Here is a 16641-nt window from a genome sequence, read left to right as displayed (position 1 = left end):
TCTACATCATACATTAAAGATTAGAATGTTCCAAGATGTTCACTTGCAGGTATATAACCTTTATCTTTATAATTTTTTGCTTCTTCAAGAGAAAAACCAGCATGTTGCCATTTTATTGCATCTGATTGGCTAAAACCTGATTGTTGCCATTCCTTCATTGAATTATTAGATTGTTTGTTCATATTTTTTGTGGATGTGCAACCTGCTAAAACAAAAAAAGAGCATGATAAAAGGATTAATATATATTTCATTGTAAAATCGCATCTAAAATTTTTATATGATTAAGCATATTGACGTTTTTTTTAAAATGTCAATATTTATTAATTGATAGGAAATAATTTTTGCAACAAACACAACAATTTAAATTATTTTTTAGTTATTTATTCTTTTGAATAGATTAAGTCTGTGCTAAATGGTAATTTGAAATGAAAAAGAGAACTTTTGTAATAACAATATCATTAAATTTTTTAATGAAAAAATAATAAAAAAGTTAACTTCATTAAGTTTATATATCGTACACTATAAAGAAAATCATATTCAAATTGAAGATTTATTAGTTTGAATGTAATCTAATATTTATTATTTAAAGGTTTCTACGGTCAAATTATTAAGCTAGTATAAAATTATGAAGAATGCAATAAATGATGCAGTATCAATAACTGAAAAGAAAAAACAAAGCCAACTAACTGAACCACCATTATACAATGTTGTCTTGTATAATGATGATTACACCCCAATGGATTTTGTGACAGATGTTCTAATGAAATTTTTTTTTAAAAGTTTTGATGAAGCAACGACTATAATGTTTCAAGTACACAAGAATGGCAAGGGTTTATGCGGGGTTTTTACAGCTGAGATAGCTGAGACAAAGGTTAATTTAGTTACTAATTATGCTCGTAAAGAAGAGCATCCTTTATTGTGTAAAATGGAGAAAGTATAAATTAAATTTGAATAAGCGAGGTGTTTTATGTTGAATAAAGAACTAGAAAGAACATTAAATGAAGCTTTCGCAATTGCTAAAAGTTATAAACATGAGTTTATGACAGTAGAGCATTTACTAATTGCTTTACTAACAAATGCTTCTGTGAGAGAAGCTATGGACGCATGTAATGCAGATATTATTAATTTAAAATCAGATCTAAAAAAGTTTATTGAACAAACCACACCAATTATTCCAGAAGAAAGTCAAAGCGAATATGAAACTCAACCCACATTAAGCTTTCAGAGGGTACTTCAAAGAGCAGTTTTTCATGTTCAGTCTTCTGGAAAAAATGAAGTAAATGGAATTAATGTCTTAGTTGCCATTTTCAGTGAGCAGGAATCGCATGCTGTATATTTATTAAAAAAATATAATATTAATCGTTTGGATGTAGTTAACTATATTTCTCATGGTGTTATTAAACCTGATTCTGGTACCTTTGAAAGTAATAATGCGTCCATTAATGATTCTGTTGAAACACAAGATGAAAAACTTGAAAACTTTGCAACTAATTTAAATATCCTAGCCTCTAAGGGGCAGATAGATCCTCTCATTGGTAGAGAGAGTGAAATTGAAAGAACAATACAAGTTTTGTGCCGGAGAAGAAAAAATAATCCCTTGCTAGTTGGAGAAGCAGGTGTTGGTAAAACAGCCATTGCAGAGGGGTTAGCTTATTTGATAGTGAATGAAAAAGTTCCTGATGCAATTAAAAATTGTACGATATACTCTTTAGATATTGGGTCTCTTCTTGCTGGTACTAAATATCGAGGAGATTTCGAAAAAAGATTTAAGCTGATATTAAAACAATTACAAAGTAATAAAAACCATATATTATTTATTGATGAAATACATACTATAATCGGAGCTGGTGCAGCATCGGGTGGACAGGTCGATATAGCTAATCTAATCAAACCGCTATTAAGTAATGGTTCCTTAAGATGTATTGGATCTACAACTTATAAGGAGTTAAACAATGTATTTGAAAAAGAAAGAGCCTTGGCTCGAAGATTCCAGAAAGTAGATATAATTGAACCTACTATTTCTGAAGCAACTAAAATTTTAATGGGTCTAAAATCAAAGTATGAATCTCATCATTCAGTTAAATACTCCAAATATGCCATTAAAGCTGCTGTTGAACTTTCTTCAAAATATATTAATGAGCGTCATTTGCCGGATAAAGCAATCGATGTAATTGATGAAGTTGGCGCAAAAATCCAACTAAAATCATCTTCTAAAAAGAAAAAAACAGTAAATGTTCAAGACATTGAAAGCATTATTGCGAAAATAGCTCGAATTCCAGAGAAAAATATCTCAGCATCTGATAAAGATGTTCTAGGTAGTTTAGAGCAAAAATTAAAACTTGTTGTTTTCGGCCAAGATAATGCAATAAATGTTTTGTCTTCAGCTATTAAGCTAAATAGAGCTGGTCTAGGAGAGGATAAAAAACCAATAGGTTCTTTCCTATTTGCAGGTCCAACTGGAGTAGGGAAGACAGAAGTAACTCTCCAGCTTTCTAAAATGTTAGGAATTGATTTGCTTCGATTTGACATGTCAGAATACATGGAGAGTCATACAGTTAGTCGTCTGATTGGTTCTCCTCCTGGTTATGTTGGTTATGAGCAAGGTGGGTTGTTGACTGATGCCGTTTTAAAAAAACCTCATGCTGTTTTGTTGTTAGATGAAATTGAAAAAGCGCATCCAGATATTTTTAATTTATTATTACAAGTAATGGATAATGGAAGTTTAACTGATAATAATGGTAGGACAGCAGATTTTAGAAACATTATTTTAGTGATGACTACTAATGCAGGCGTAAGAGAAATTTCAAAAAAATCTATTGGGCTTGTCTCTCAAAAACACTCAAGTGATGCTATGTCTGAGCTTAAAAAGATTTTTAGCCCTGAGTTTAGAAATAGGTTAGATAATATCATTTGGTTTGAGAGTTTGAGTTTAGATATGATTTATCAAGTTGTTGACAAATTTATAACAGAATTACAGGCTAAGCTTGATGATAAAGGTGTTTCCATTGAAATATCAAATGACGCAAAAAAATGGATAGCCCAACATGGTTTTGATGAAAGTATGGGAGCAAGACCAATGAAGAGAGTCATCCAAGAAAACATAAAAAAACCTCTTGCAAATGAGTTGCTTTTCGGAAAATTATCTACAGGTGGTTCGGTAAAAGTAATTCTTAAAGAAGGAAAAATATCCTTTGAATATCTAAATGAATACGCGGAAGAAAAAGGATGATTTCTTCAAGATCAGAGTTAGATAATTGAAGAAATCAGTGTTAATTATCTAGCTCTGAATATGATTCTTCCTTTAGTAAGATCATATGGAGTTAACTCTACAGTAACTTTGTCACCAGTTAAAATTCTAATGTAGTTTTTCCTCATTTTACCAGAGATATGTGCAGTTACTACATGACCGTTTTCTAATTCAACTCTGAACATTGTATTTGGAAGGGTATCAAGGACAGTTCCTTCCATTTCAATAACGTCTTCTTTAGCCATTAATTCCTCTTTTGTAATTAAAACATTTTTATGTTGGCAATAATGCCGTTAAATTTCATATATGTAAAGCAGTATTTTACTAAATATTAAATATCTCTTTTTTTGAAAAACAAGAAGCGCTTATTTTTAATTTAGAATAATTTTTTAATTGTTCCAAAAAAATATCACGCTTAATTATTTCAGCACCCATACTTATTAGGTGTTTACTTGGTACTTGGCAGTCTATTAAACGTCCGCCATGTTTACAAAAATGATTGCAAAAAAACCACAAAGCAACTTTAGATGCGTTAGGTGCAACTGAAAACATTGACTCACCACAAAAAACAGACCCCATACTTAATCCATAAAAACCACCAACCAGATTATTATTTGACCATACTTCGACTGAATGACAATATCCTAGGTAGTGAAGATTTATGTATGCACTGATCATTTCAGGGTTAAGCCAAGTTTCCTCTTTTTTTCTAGTTTGAAAACACAAAGATATAACATTTTCAAATGAATAATTGATAGTTATTTTATATTGATGTTTTTTTGATATTTTCTTAAACTTTTTTGTAGCTTAAATTGTTTAGGTTTAATAATTGCGCGCTCAGATGGACACCACCATAAGATAGGATCAGTTCTATTATACCAAGGGAAAATCCCCTCGCTATAAGATTTAAGTAACGTCCTTTCGGATAGATTTCCTCCATAAGCGATTAACCCATCAGGTTTTGCAAGCGCCAAGGAGGGATGAGGAAATGTCAAGTTTGAAGGATCTAATTCAGGAATATTCATTATTCATCTTGTAATAGCAAGTCACTTATTTCAGCTTTTACGTCACTTATATTTTTATTACTTTTATTAGCAAATATATGCCCATCTTTTAACATAATTATAGTATCAAAATAATCAATATGGTTTAACTTATGTGTAATATAAAGAATAGTTTTTAATTTAAACGTTTCTTTTAAAAGCATAAAAATTGCATCTTCTGTGTTTGTGTCCAATCCCTCTGTTGGTTCATCCATTATGATCACAGGTGTATCCTGTAACAAAGATCTCGCAATACCAACTCTTCTTCTCTCTCCCCCAGATAATTGTCGACCTTGTTCACCCACCCAAATGTCAAGGTCATCTTTAGTACGAAATATATAATCAAGTTGAACCTTCTTCAAAACTAATAATAATTCATCATCTGTAGCATCAGGTTTAGCTAATCTTAAATTATTTGCAAGTGTATCGTTCATTATATCAATATTTTGCGAAATAACTGAGAAAGTGCTCCTAAGTTGCTTTTCACTCACCTCATTTATATTCAAGTTATCTAATAAAATACAACCCTCAGTTGGTTCTAAAAATCTGTTTAATAAATTTAATATTGTAGATTTTCCAACTCCAGTTTTACCAACAATAGCTAAATGCTGTCCTTTAGAAAAATTCATGTTAATTTTCTTTAAAACCAAATGTTTTGAGTTGTTAAATTTAAAACTAACATTTTGGAAAGAAATTTTATCCAGGTATTTTGGAACATAATTCACATTTGTATTAGGAAAACTAATATTGGTTCTGGAGTTTATGATTTGGTTTATGCGACTAGCTGATCCTTTCGTTTTTTCTAGATTCATAAAAGCTTGAGGAATCATATTAAAGGCTTCGAATATAGCTAATGCTGCAAAGGCAAACATTGCCCATAATGATGGAGCTAAATTCTTACCTAACTCTGGCAGAAACCACAATACTAAAAACAAAATGATTCCTGATGTAGCTATCATCAAAGATGAAGAAAAAATAGATATATTATTTAAATGACGTTGGGTTTTGTAAAAGGTTTTCTCGTTAAGATATATGTTATTCTTAAAAGAATCATTTAAACCATAGATTTCTATTGTATTTCTATTTTTTAGCCACTCTAGTAGTGCAAATCTTAAATTGGCTTGTTGAGAAATAACTTTTGAGCCTGGTTCTTTGCTTAATTTATGAAAAAGGTAAGGGAAAAAAGTTATGAAACAAAGAAAAAATAACAATAAGTATATTGCTAATTGAAGACTAAAAAAAGTTAAAAAATAACACATAACCAAAATTGATAGAGATGATATAAATAAAGGTGTGATACAGTTTATATATAAAACTTCAATGGATTTTACATCTAAAATCATTCTATTTAGAAGTTCGGCTCTTTTAAAATTAAGGTTTTGGTTCGGTGTTATAGGAATTAATTTAGAAAAAATATGAATTCGAATTTTTGTTGTTACCTTAAATAAGGCATCATGAGTGAGCATTAAATCACCCCAACGAGAAGCAGTTTTTGTGGTTGCAAAAAAGCGAACACCCGCAGAGGGTAAAAGGTAGTTAAAACTTATTGCTAAAAGCCCTGCTAAAGCACATGATGTTAAAAACCAACCCGACAAAGTAATTAGCGAAATAGAAGCAATGAGGGTTATGAGAGACAGAACCACACCATAACTAAGTGGTTTCCATTGAGATAAAAAGGTTTTGAGAAAAGGTTTGAATTCTTTCATATTATTTACTTTATATTTAACTGTTGATGTTCAATAAATTTTGAATAAGGGCCACAAAATTTTGTTACACCTTTATCAATAAGTATAATGTTGTCAAAATTACAATAAATACTTTTGTCATGAGTAGAAATGAGTGCAGTATGTTTTCCATTAAGAGCTCTTTTTTTTATTTCATAAAAAATTTCATTAGAAGTTCTTATATCCAAGCTTGCTGTTGGTTCATCCAACAACCAAAATGAACCATTTTTATTGAAGGCTCTTGCAATTGCGATCCGTTGAGCTTGTCCCACTGAAATATTGCTTGAATCTTCCGTTAGAATAGTTTTTTCTTTTTGGGGAAGAGTGTCAATGAATTTCTCAAGCTGTGTTTTTTTCACTAAATCATTCATCAATTCTTGGGTTGTTTGGTTTTGTAAATCAATGTTAAAGGAGACTGAATCTTGAAATAATTCTGGGTTCTGAGGTATCCAACTTATCAGATTATAGAATGAATTTATATCTATTGAATGCAATTCAATGTTATTTACTTTTATACTACCCTTGTAATTATAATAGCCCAAGATAGTATTAATGATAGTAGTTTTGCCTGATCCAGATTTCCCAATTATTGCATTTGAACTACTAGATTTTATTTCAAAAGTCAAAGGGCCAATAATATTATTACCTTGATCATCTAGAATTACTACATCCTTAAATGAGATCGATATGGGTTGTCCTGATTCAATAGAACTTCTTTTTGAAGATTTTTTTATAGCTTTATTATTTTTGATAAAATCATAAATTGAATCTGATGCTCCGAGCGCTTGAGATTTTGCATGATAAAAGCTGGAAAACTCTCTAATTGGTAAGAAAAAGTCTGGTGCAATAATTAAAATAAATAAACCTGTGAATAATGTGACGTCTGGTCCAAAATTAAACTGACCCAAAAAGCTAAAACCTATAAAGATGGCAAGTATAGCAATTGAAAAGGACGTGAAAAACTCTAAAACTGAGCTTTGCATAAATGCAATTTTTAAGGTTTGAAAAGTTTTTTTTCTCCAATCGTTTGCAAAAATCTCAATTTTATTTTTTTGCTCTTCAGCTTGATTAAATAATCTTAAGGTTTTTAAGTTTTTTATTCTATCAAAAAATATACTAGATAATCTTTGCAATGCTTTAAAGTTTTTTTGGCTTATTGGAGCCATAGTTTTTCCAATCAACACCATGAATAACGGAAGAAGAGGGAGTGCTATCGTAAGTATTATCCCTGCAATGTAATTAAAATAATAGACAGGCACCAAAATTAATATAGGAATTAAAATCATAATGTATTTTTGAGGGAGATATTTTGAATAATAATCTTGAAGCTCTTCAATTTGCTCAAGTAATATAGAGCTCCAAATCCCTGTGGACTTTGTTTTCAAATAAATAGGGCCCACATCTTCTATCTTTTCTATAACTTTTCTTCTTATGATTAACTTTATTTTTTCGCCAAAGGAATAATTGATGTAATTTTTAAAAAAAACAAGTAAAGCTCTAAAAAAAACTGATAATAGTAATAATCCAAATGGGTATAAGAGATCATATTTAGTTTGCTTCAATATAATTAAACCATTTAATATTTTGGCAATACAACTAATTTGCATAATAAGGGCAAGTGTAGCTAATAACTGTAAACAAGTTGAAAGGAGTAATAATTTCTTTTCAGCTTTAGTATAACTGTTTAACCAATTCAAAAGAATTTTCTGTTTTTTTTGTTCCATAATTTTAATTTATCTGCTCAATAATGATTACTACTTAAAATGTAATTATAAAAAACACTTGAATATTATTTCATAAAATAATTAATTATGTGATTGTAAAAATGAAAAAATATAATTTGTTTATGAAAAATATTTCGATGAATCTGTTATCATTATATATGTTTAATTTTATTAAAAAAATAGTATAATTTATTTAAACAATAAAAGTATATGGAAATTTCTAATTATGGTGCAATCAAATATTAAAGATTTAGATAGGATTGATAGAAATATTCTAAAAGAATTACAAAAAGATGGAAGACTTTCAAATGTAGAGCTTTCAAAACGAGTAGGACTTTCACCAACACCTTGTCTAGAAAGGGTAAAAAGACTCGAAAGACATGGATATATCCTAGGATACATGGCTTTATTAAATCCACAATTACTAAATGCTTCGCTGTTAGTGTTTATTGAAATAACGATAGATAGGGGTGCAGTTGATATTTTTGAAAAATTTAATCGTTCTGTACAACTTTTGAATGAAATCCAAGAATGTCACTTAGTATCAGGACAATTTGATTATTTGTTAAAAACTAGAGTATCAGATATGTCTGCTTATCGAAAATTATTAGGTGAAACTTTATTAAAACTTCCTGGTGTAAAAGATACTCGTACTTATGTAGTTATGGAAGAAGTAAAACAATCATATAATTTAGATATTCAAATAAAATGAAGTGGATAATAAGATATGCCTATAGTTAGTAACAAAGAAAAAAAAATAAAATTAGATGGACTTGAGAGAATTACCGAGGCTTTATTTTATTTTGGGTTTTTGATAGCTTTTCTTTTTTTCTTATCTTTAATTAGTTTTCATTCAAGCGATCCTTCTTTTTATCAAAGTGTATCAAACAAGCAAGTTATTCATAATTGGCTTGGGACTTTTGGTTCCTATTCGGCTGCTTTATTAATGTTTGTATTTGGTTATGTTGCCTATTTGGTTCCAGTTTTGATGGTAATTATTTTTTGGAAAATGTTAAATAACTCCTTAAAAATTCATTCCGAACACTATTTTTTGTCTGGTAGTAAGTGTTTGGGTTTGTTTTTACTAATTTCAACTTCCTGTGGTCTTTTGGAGTTGAGTTCTCTTAAACTGTTTACATTTCATTCTGGTGGAGTTATTGGAAATGAGGTTTCTTTGTGTACTCTTCCGTTTTTTGGATTGTTGGGTTCTAAAGTTATACTATTTCTTCTGTTTCTTCTGAGCTTAACACTATTCTTTGGTATTTCTTGGATTGCAATAATTTATCGAAGTTATTCATTTAGTAGAACAAATGTGATGAAAACCATTAATTATTTGAGAAATACGCGTGATGTGACTCTCCTTCCTTTTAAAAAGAATGAGTTATTGGAGTCAAATTATGAAAGTAAAGATGAAAACAAAGATATTCTAAATCAAATTAAAATAGATAGTGAGAGTAGGCAAACCATTCAAGAAAATTGCCAAGCTGAGAGCAAATCTTCCAATAAAAAACAATCTAATAATTCAATATTTAATGGTCTTTTGAAGATGGTAAAAGAAAATATTTTTATTAAAATTCCTGATAATAATGTTCCGGAAAATGTTGAAGATGAAAAACCACGTACTCATTTTAGGGAAAATACGCATGATGAAAATATTGATAAGAATGAAGCTTATAAAAAGTTTGATTTAAATGAAGATTCTAATAATTTAGAAGTTAATTTACCTGATAATGGTGATACTGATGAACTAACTCCGAAAAAAAATGAATTTCTTGATGAACTACAAAAAGTAAAAGATAAACAGTCTAATGAGATCAATCCATTTCTTCAGAAAAAAAATCATCAAAACAATATATTACCTAAAGGAGAGTTCCCGGAGGTTGGGCTTTTATCCCCTGCGCAAGTAAATTTGAATACTGTATCGCCAAGTGAATTGGAAAAAATTGCCAGATTACTAGAGGCCAAGTTATCGGAGTATAAAATTAAAGCTGAAGTTGTGGGAGTGTATCCTGGTCCAGTAATCACGAGATTTGAACTTGAATTAGCTCCTGGTGTTAAGGTGAGTCGTTTATCAGGGCTATCTAAGGATATTGCACGATCTTTATCTACTTCTGCAGTGCGTGTTGTTGAAGTAATACCAGGAAAACCTTATGTCGGTTTAGAGTTACCTAATCCCAACAGAGAAACTGTATTTTTATCAGAAGTTATAGGCAGTAAACGTTTTAATAATCAAAAAACTCCATTACCTATGGTTTTAGGCAAAGATATAGCAGGTGAACCTATTGTTGCTGACTTATCTAAAATGCCTCATCTACTCGTAGCGGGTACAACAGGATCCGGTAAATCTGTTGGTGTCAACGTTATGATTTTGAGTTTATTATATAAGTGCACACCAGAAGATTGCAGATTTATAATGATTGATCCAAAAATGCTTGAATTATCGGTATATGAAGGGATTCCTCATTTATTGTCTGAGGTGGTTACAGATATGAAAGATGCAAGTAATGCCTTAAGATGGTGTGTTGCGGAAATGGAAAGGAGATATAAGCTGTTAGCTGCCTGTGGAGTTAGAAATGTTGCCGGTTTTAATGAAAAACTTAAAGAAGCCAAAGAAGCGGGACACCCTATATATGATCCATTGTGGAAAGAAGGCGATACTATGGATAGTGAAGCTCCTTTACTTGAAAAAATGCCAAATATAGTTGTTATTGTTGATGAGTTTGCGGACTTAATTATGGTGGTAGGCAAAAAAGTTGAGGAACTGATTGCAAGATTAGCTCAAAAGGCTAGGGCAGCAGGAATTCACCTTATTTTAGCAACTCAAAGGCCTTCTGTAGATGTTATCACCGGATTAATTAAAGCTAATATTCCTACAAGAATGGCATTTACTGTTTCAACCAAAACCGACTCTAGAACAATTTTGGATCAAGGTGGAGCTGAATCATTACTTGGAATGGGCGATATGCTCTATTTACCGCCTGGTCAAAGTCATACGATAAGAGTTCATGGCGCTTTTGCCTCTGACGAAGATGTTCATTCGGTTGTAAGTGATTGGAAGGCAAGAGGCAAACCACAATATATTGATTCAATTCTCAATGGCAATCAGGGTCAAGATAGCTTATTGCCAGGAGAATCAAATTCTGATAGCGAACATGATGAATTATTTGATGAGGTGGTTGCTTTCGTTACAGAAACAAGAAAGAGTTCTATATCTGGTGTACAACGAAAATTTAAAATTGGATATAATAGAGCAGCAAGAATAGTCGAACAATTAGAAGCACACGGCATAGTAAGTCCGCCAGGACATAATGGTAATAGAGAAGTTTTAGCAAACTCTACGAAAGGTGAATAATTTATGGTTATCAAATATTTTAGAAATTTTAATTTTGTATGTTTTTTTTCAATTTTTCTTTGCTTCATTAGTTTAAATGCAAATGCTATTTCTGCTAAGAACGAACTAGAAAAGAGGTTAAGTAAATATTCTTCATTCTCGGCAAGCTTTCTCCAACAAGTGCAAGATATGAATGGTAGTACCATAGTAAAAGGTTCTGGTACGATTCAGATAAAAAAACCAAGTTTATTTAAGTTAAACACTTACAAGCCAGATCCAAATACTCTTATTTCGGATGGAAGAAATGTTTGGTACTATGATCCGTTTGTTCAGCAGGTAACAGTGCAAACCTTTAAAAGAGTTCAATCGTCGACGCCATTAGCCCTATTAACACAAAATAATCCCAAAACTTGGGATGAATATATAATTAAATCGAATGGAAATAGTTTTAACATTATACCGAAGCGTAAAGGACAAATTACAGAAATGTCTATTACTATAAATAAATTAGGAGCAATACAAAAGTTTAGTTTTAAAAGTAAAAATGGACAGACAACTGAATACAGTTTTTACAAATTTAAAGAAGCAAACTTCTCATATAATAATTTTAAATTTAAGTTACCAAAAAACACAAATTTAGTAGATAGAAGATAGTAAAAAATATATTTTTTGTATACAATAACTACTTTAATCTTATAAATGAAAGAATAAATTTATGCTTGATTCTAAATTATTGAGAACTAACCTTGATATGGTTGCTTCTAAACTTTTGAGAAGAGGATTCTCATTTGATAAAGAATATTATCAACAACTAGAGCTAAAAAGAAAATCTATACAGCAAGAAACAGAAGATTTACAGGCTTTTCGTAACCTTAAATCTAAGGAAATAGGGAAAGCCAAAGCTTCTGGAAATGAGGCTGAAGTTAAAAAAATATTAGAGGAAGTCTCTAATTTAGGGAATGAGCTAAATGATAAAAAAAACTCACTAGATTCAATACAAAATGAACTTAAAAAAATTGAACTTAGTTTGCCAAATATTCCATCAGATGATGTGCCTGACGGCACTGATGAAAGTCAAAATGAAGAAATTTTAAGATGGGGTCAACCTACTATATTCAACTTTGACATCAAAGATCATGTTGAGTTAGGTGAAAAGAATGATTTTCTGAATTTTCCATTGGCAGTGAAGCTTTCTGGTTCCAGGTTTAATGTTATGAAGTCTCAATTTGCCAAGTTACATCGTGCACTTACACAGTTTATGTTAAATACACACGTTGAAGAACATGGATATACAGAATATTATGTCCCATACTTAGTAAACCAAGATACTATGTTCGGATCTGGTCAATTTCCCAAATTTATGGAAGATGTATTTCCAATCAAAAGAGAAGATCAGCATGATTTGTTTTTAATTCCAACAGCTGAAGTTTCACTTGTTAATTTGGTAAGGGATGAATTATTGAATGATTCAAGTTTACCGTTAAAGTTAACAACTCATTCTCCATGTTTTCGATCAGAGGCAGGTTCATATGGAAGAGATACAAGAGGATTAATAAGACAACATCAGTTCGATAAAGTTGAAATGGTACAAGTAGTTCATCCAGAAGAATCTGAGCAAGCTTTGGAAGAAATGACGGGGCATGCGGAGAAAATTTTACAGTTATTGGAATTACCTTACAGAAAGATGCTCTTATGTGCTGGTGATATGGGAGCCTCTGCGATTAAAACGTATGACTTGGAAGTGTGGGTTCCATCTCAAAATACATATAGAGAAATATCTTCATGCTCCAATTGTGCAGACTTTCAAGCAAGAAGAATGAAAACGCGTTTTAAAAGTAAAGCATCGAATAAAACAGAGCTAGTTCACACATTAAACGGTTCAGGTTTGGCAGTAGGCCGGACTTTGGTAGCAATTATTGAAAACTATCAGATGGAAGATGGTCGTATAAAAGTACCCAATGCCCTAAAACCTTACTTAAATGGTGTGGAATTTATTAATTAATCATGAAGATGAATTTCTTCATCTTCAGATCCTGCATTGGGATCTTTAAATTTGTCTAAGTCGAGTTGATTTTCTGACTTTGCAACAATGCAGGTGACGACACTATCTCCAGTTATATTTACAGCAGTGCGCATCATATCCAAAAGTCTATCTACCCCCATAATTAGAGCTATACCTTCCACAGGTAAACCAACTTGGTTTAAGACCATAGCCAACATGATTAATCCTACCCCTGGAACGCCAGCAGTTCCTATTGATGCTAATGTTGCAGTAACAATCACCATCAAATAATCAGTCAAAGATAAATCTATGTTGAAGGCTTGTGATATAAACACAGTAGCAACCCCTTGCATAATTGCAGTACCATCCATATTGATTGTTGCGCCAAGAGGTACTGTAAATGAGGCAACCTTATTGCTAGCCCCCATTCTATGAGTCGTTGTTTCCATTGTTACAGGCAACGTTGCATTGGATGATGAAGTTGAAAATGCGAACAACAAAGCATCTTCCATTTTCTTAAAAAAGGTGATCGGACTTAAGCCCGTAAAAGATTTAAGAATTATGCTATAGGTTAATAAGGCGTGAATTATCAATGTGATAGCGACTAAAAGAAAATAACTAATTAAATTATAAATAGCACTTAAACCAATAGTTGAAAAAAGCTTTGCCATTAAGAAAAATACCCCGTAAGGAGCTACAAGCATCAATATGGTAACCAATTTCATAATTATCTCATTCAAATCTTCAAAAGCACTTCTGGCTCTCTCTCCATGATTTCCTGCTGCACTGACTGCTATTCCAAAGAGTATTGCAAAAACAATTATTTGAAGTGTATTCCCTTGTGCCATTGCATTAATTGGATTCGTTGGGAACATGTTTATAAATACTTCACCTAATTCGGGCGCAGCTTCAGACTTAAATACTGAGCTCGATTTTAAATCAGCCCCAACTCCAGGCTTAAAAATAATAGCCATAAGTAGAGCAATTGTAATGGCTACTGCCGTAGTTAGGATATAAAGGAGTAATGTTTTGCTACCAAGTCTGCCCAAACTTTTAATGTCTTTGAGATTACTCGTTCCACAAACTAATGAGACGAAGACAAGCGGAACCACCAACATTTTTAAACTCGCAACAAAAATTGCACCACCTATATTAAATAGACCATTTACAATATATTCATCAACAACTTGAAAGTCACTAAAAATATTTCTTATTATGAAACCTGCAAGGATTCCTAGGAACATACCTATTAGAATTTTTTTGTGAGAGAACTAGCTTTAGTTTTAGATGTATTCATGCGGTTAACTTATATTTGAATTTAATACAAATATAGTAAAAAAAATGAGATTTTGTAGCAGAAAAAAAAAAGCACATTTTAATTGTGCTTTTATTCAAAAAAAAGTAAATTGTTTTTATAAAATTCGCATACCAGGTTTTGTATCTTTACTGGGTTCGATTATCCAAATATTTTCTTTACCAGGACCAGCAGCTAGTACCATTCCTTCAGAAGTGCCAAACCTCATTTTTCTGGGTTTTAAATTAGAAACAAGTACAACATATTTACCTACTAAAGATTCAGCATTGTATGCTTCCTTTATACCAGAAAAAACAGTCTTAACAGAGGTACCTATATTAACCTCTAGTTGAAGTAATTTATCAGATCCTTCGACATTTTTGCAGTTTATTATTTCACCGACTCGTAAATCAATTTTATTAAAGTCATCTATGGTAATATATGTATCATTACTTGAGTTTTCTTTTAAATCATCCACAGACTTTGTACTCTTGGCTTTTTGTACAGTTTCCGGTTTTGAGATTAGCTTATTAATATTTGATTCTTCTATTCTTTTAAACATAGGTTTAAATTTATTAATCTTATGTTTGATTAATAATGTATTAACATTTTCTAAATTGAATTCTATATTAAGAATTTTTTCAGCTGATGTCACTAAACTGGGCGTTATTGGTTTTAAATAGGTCATTATAAATTTAAAAAGATTTAATGACATTGAACAAACTTCATGAAGCTCTCTAGATTTTGTTGGGTCTTTTGCTAAAACCCATGGAGCATTTGTATCAATATATTGATTAGCTTCATCAGCAAGCTTTAAAAGTGTTTTTATTACTTTATTGAACTCTTTTTGTTGAAAGTACTCTTCGATTTCTTTTGATTGACTTGCAAATTTTTGGAATATTTTTACATCTTCGTAATTTGATATAAGCTCAGAGTCATATTTTTTTGTAATAAAGCCGCTAGTTCGACTGGCAATATTTACAATTTTATTAACAATGTCAGTATTAATTTTTTGAACAAAGTCCGTAAAGTTAAGATCTAAATCATCAATTTTTCTATTTAACTTTGAAGCATAATAATACCTTAAGGCGTCAACATCTAAGTTATGTAAATAATCATCTGCTGTAATGAAGGTACCCTTAGATTTTGACATCTTTTCGCCATTGATAGTGACAAACCCATGAACGTTTATCTTATTTGGTAGTCTTTTTTCAGCTCCATAAAGCATTGCTGGCCAAAAAAGTCCATGGAAATTGATAATATCTTTGCCGATAAAATGTTCTAGCTCTGTAGTTGAGTTTTTATTCCAAAATTCATCAAAATTAAGAGAGTTATGTGATTCACAATAATTATAGAATGAACTCATATAACCAATGGGTGCATCTAACCAAACATAAAAAAACTTATTTTTTGTACCAGGAATTTCAAAACCAAAATATGGAGCATCTCTTGAAATACACCAATCTTCAAGACCAGTTTTAAACCATTCTTTTAATTTATTGACTATTTCAGGTTGAAGAGCTTTTGATTGAAAAAAACTTTCCAATTCGTTCTGAAATTTTGATAGTTTAAAAAACAAATGTTCTGTGTCTTTTAACACGGGCTCTGAGTCAGATAAAATTGACCTTGGGTTAATTAGATCTTCTGGTGAATATGTGGCGCCACACTTATCACAATTATCTCCATATTGATCTTCGGCATTACACTTTGGACAAGTGCCTTTAACATATCTATCAGGTAAAAACATTTGTTTTGTTTCATCATAGAGCTGTTGAATTTTTTTGATTCAATAAGGTTGTTTTCTTTAAGTTTTAAATAAATTTCTTCAGAAAATTTTTTATTTTCAGGACTGTGAGTTGTATAGTAATTATCATAACTGATATTAAATTTTTTAAAAATATCGATATGCTCATTTCTATATTTTTCAACCATTTCTTCTGGCTTTATCCCCATACTTTCAGCCTTAATCATTATAGGGGTTCCGTGAGCATCACTTGCACAAACAAAAAATATCTCATTACCTAGCATACGCTGAAATCTTACCCATATATCAGCTTGAATATGCTCAAGCATATGTCCTAGATGAATCCCACCATTAGCATAGGGTAGAGCACAAGTTGCAATAATTCTTTTTTTTTCCATATCAGTTTTATCTTCTAATAAATAATAAAGTGTGACTATATTTTTTTTAAAAAAATACAGTATAATAAGATTAAATTGCATCAGATTATATCATATTCTTAGTTCGAATATAAATTATTAAGTTGGTAAATTAT

The 16641-nt window shown here is 30.9% G+C and carries 11 protein-coding genes and 2 pseudogenes; 6 read left to right on the top strand and 7 right to left on the bottom strand.

Annotation, left to right across the window (positions count from 1 at the left end; translation table 11 throughout):
* Positions 1 to 20 precede the first annotated feature (20 nt).
* Positions 21 to 251 carry a hypothetical protein gene (locus CF386_RS00580; protein ID WP_089072598.1) on the bottom strand — a complete coding sequence of 77 codons (231 nt, stop codon included), beginning with the start codon at positions 249 to 251 and terminating at the stop codon, positions 21 to 23.
* Positions 252 to 625: 374 nt separating this feature from the next.
* Here CF386_RS00580 and clpS point away from each other — a divergent pair, with 374 nt between their 5' ends.
* Positions 626 to 940, top strand: coding sequence for an ATP-dependent Clp protease adapter ClpS (gene clpS / locus CF386_RS00575; protein ID WP_089072597.1), 315 nt, complete (start codon positions 626 to 628; stop codon positions 938 to 940).
* Between the two features lie 27 nt (positions 941 to 967).
* Entirely contained in the window at positions 968 to 3229 is a 2262-nt protein-coding gene (clpA, locus tag CF386_RS00570) for an ATP-dependent Clp protease ATP-binding subunit ClpA (protein ID WP_089072596.1), read from the top strand.
* A 44-nt stretch (positions 3230 to 3273) separates the two neighbouring features.
* On the opposite strand, the gene infA is transcribed toward clpA, so the two are convergent.
* From infA to cydD, 4 genes and pseudogenes are all read right to left on the bottom strand, one after another.
* Positions 3274 to 3492 (bottom strand): translation initiation factor IF-1, encoded by a 219-nt coding sequence (gene infA / locus CF386_RS00565; protein WP_089072595.1) that lies wholly within the window; start codon positions 3490 to 3492, stop codon positions 3274 to 3276.
* A 79-nt stretch (positions 3493 to 3571) separates the two neighbouring features.
* A pseudogene (gene aat, locus CF386_RS00560) lies at positions 3572 to 4272 on the bottom strand (leucyl/phenylalanyl-tRNA--protein transferase).
* The gene (gene cydC / locus CF386_RS00555; RefSeq protein WP_089072594.1) at positions 4272 to 5996 is read right to left on the bottom strand and encodes a thiol reductant ABC exporter subunit CydC; all 1725 of its coding nucleotides are present in this window, start codon (positions 5994 to 5996) and stop codon (positions 4272 to 4274) included. The pseudogene aat and the gene cydC overlap by 1 nt, the downstream one beginning before the upstream one ends.
* Positions 5997 to 6001: 5 nt before the next feature.
* Positions 6002 to 7738, bottom strand: coding sequence for a thiol reductant ABC exporter subunit CydD (gene cydD / locus CF386_RS00550; RefSeq protein WP_089072593.1), 1737 nt, complete (start codon positions 7736 to 7738; stop codon positions 6002 to 6004).
* Between the two features lie 226 nt (positions 7739 to 7964).
* On the opposite strand from cydD, the gene lrp reads away from it, so the two are divergent.
* From lrp to serS, 4 genes are all read left to right on the top strand, one after another.
* Complete coding sequence (gene lrp / locus CF386_RS00545; RefSeq protein ID WP_089072592.1) at positions 7965 to 8450, top strand: leucine-responsive transcriptional regulator Lrp; 486 nt, start codon at positions 7965 to 7967, stop codon at positions 8448 to 8450.
* Positions 8451 to 8465: 15 nt separating this feature from the next.
* The gene (locus CF386_RS00540; RefSeq protein ID WP_089072591.1) at positions 8466 to 11090 is read left to right on the top strand and encodes a DNA translocase FtsK; all 2625 of its coding nucleotides are present in this window, start codon (positions 8466 to 8468) and stop codon (positions 11088 to 11090) included.
* Between the two features lie 3 nt (positions 11091 to 11093).
* Positions 11094 to 11723 (top strand): outer membrane lipoprotein chaperone LolA, encoded by a 630-nt coding sequence (gene lolA / locus CF386_RS00535; protein ID WP_089072590.1) that lies wholly within the window; start codon positions 11094 to 11096, stop codon positions 11721 to 11723.
* A gap of 61 nt (positions 11724 to 11784) precedes the next feature.
* The gene (gene serS, locus CF386_RS00530; RefSeq protein ID WP_089072589.1) at positions 11785 to 13071 is read left to right on the top strand and encodes a serine--tRNA ligase; all 1287 of its coding nucleotides are present in this window, start codon (positions 11785 to 11787) and stop codon (positions 13069 to 13071) included.
* Here the strand turns inward: serS and CF386_RS00525 are convergent.
* A complete protein-coding gene (locus CF386_RS00525; RefSeq protein ID WP_089072588.1) occupies positions 13068 to 14315 on the bottom strand; it encodes a dicarboxylate/amino acid:cation symporter in 1248 nt (415 codons plus the stop codon). The genes serS and CF386_RS00525 overlap by 4 nt on opposite strands.
* Before the next feature lie 168 nt (positions 14316 to 14483).
* Positions 14484 to 16507 (bottom strand): annotated as a pseudogene (gene metG, locus CF386_RS00520) (methionine--tRNA ligase).
* Positions 16508 to 16641 lie beyond the last annotated feature (134 nt).

It is taken from the genome of Paraphotobacterium marinum (genome assembly GCF_002216855.1).
GTDB lineage: Bacteria > Pseudomonadota > Gammaproteobacteria > Enterobacterales > Vibrionaceae > Paraphotobacterium > Paraphotobacterium marinum.
The sequence above is the reverse complement of the archived record's forward strand: the minus strand, read 5'-3'. Positions and strand labels throughout refer to the sequence as shown.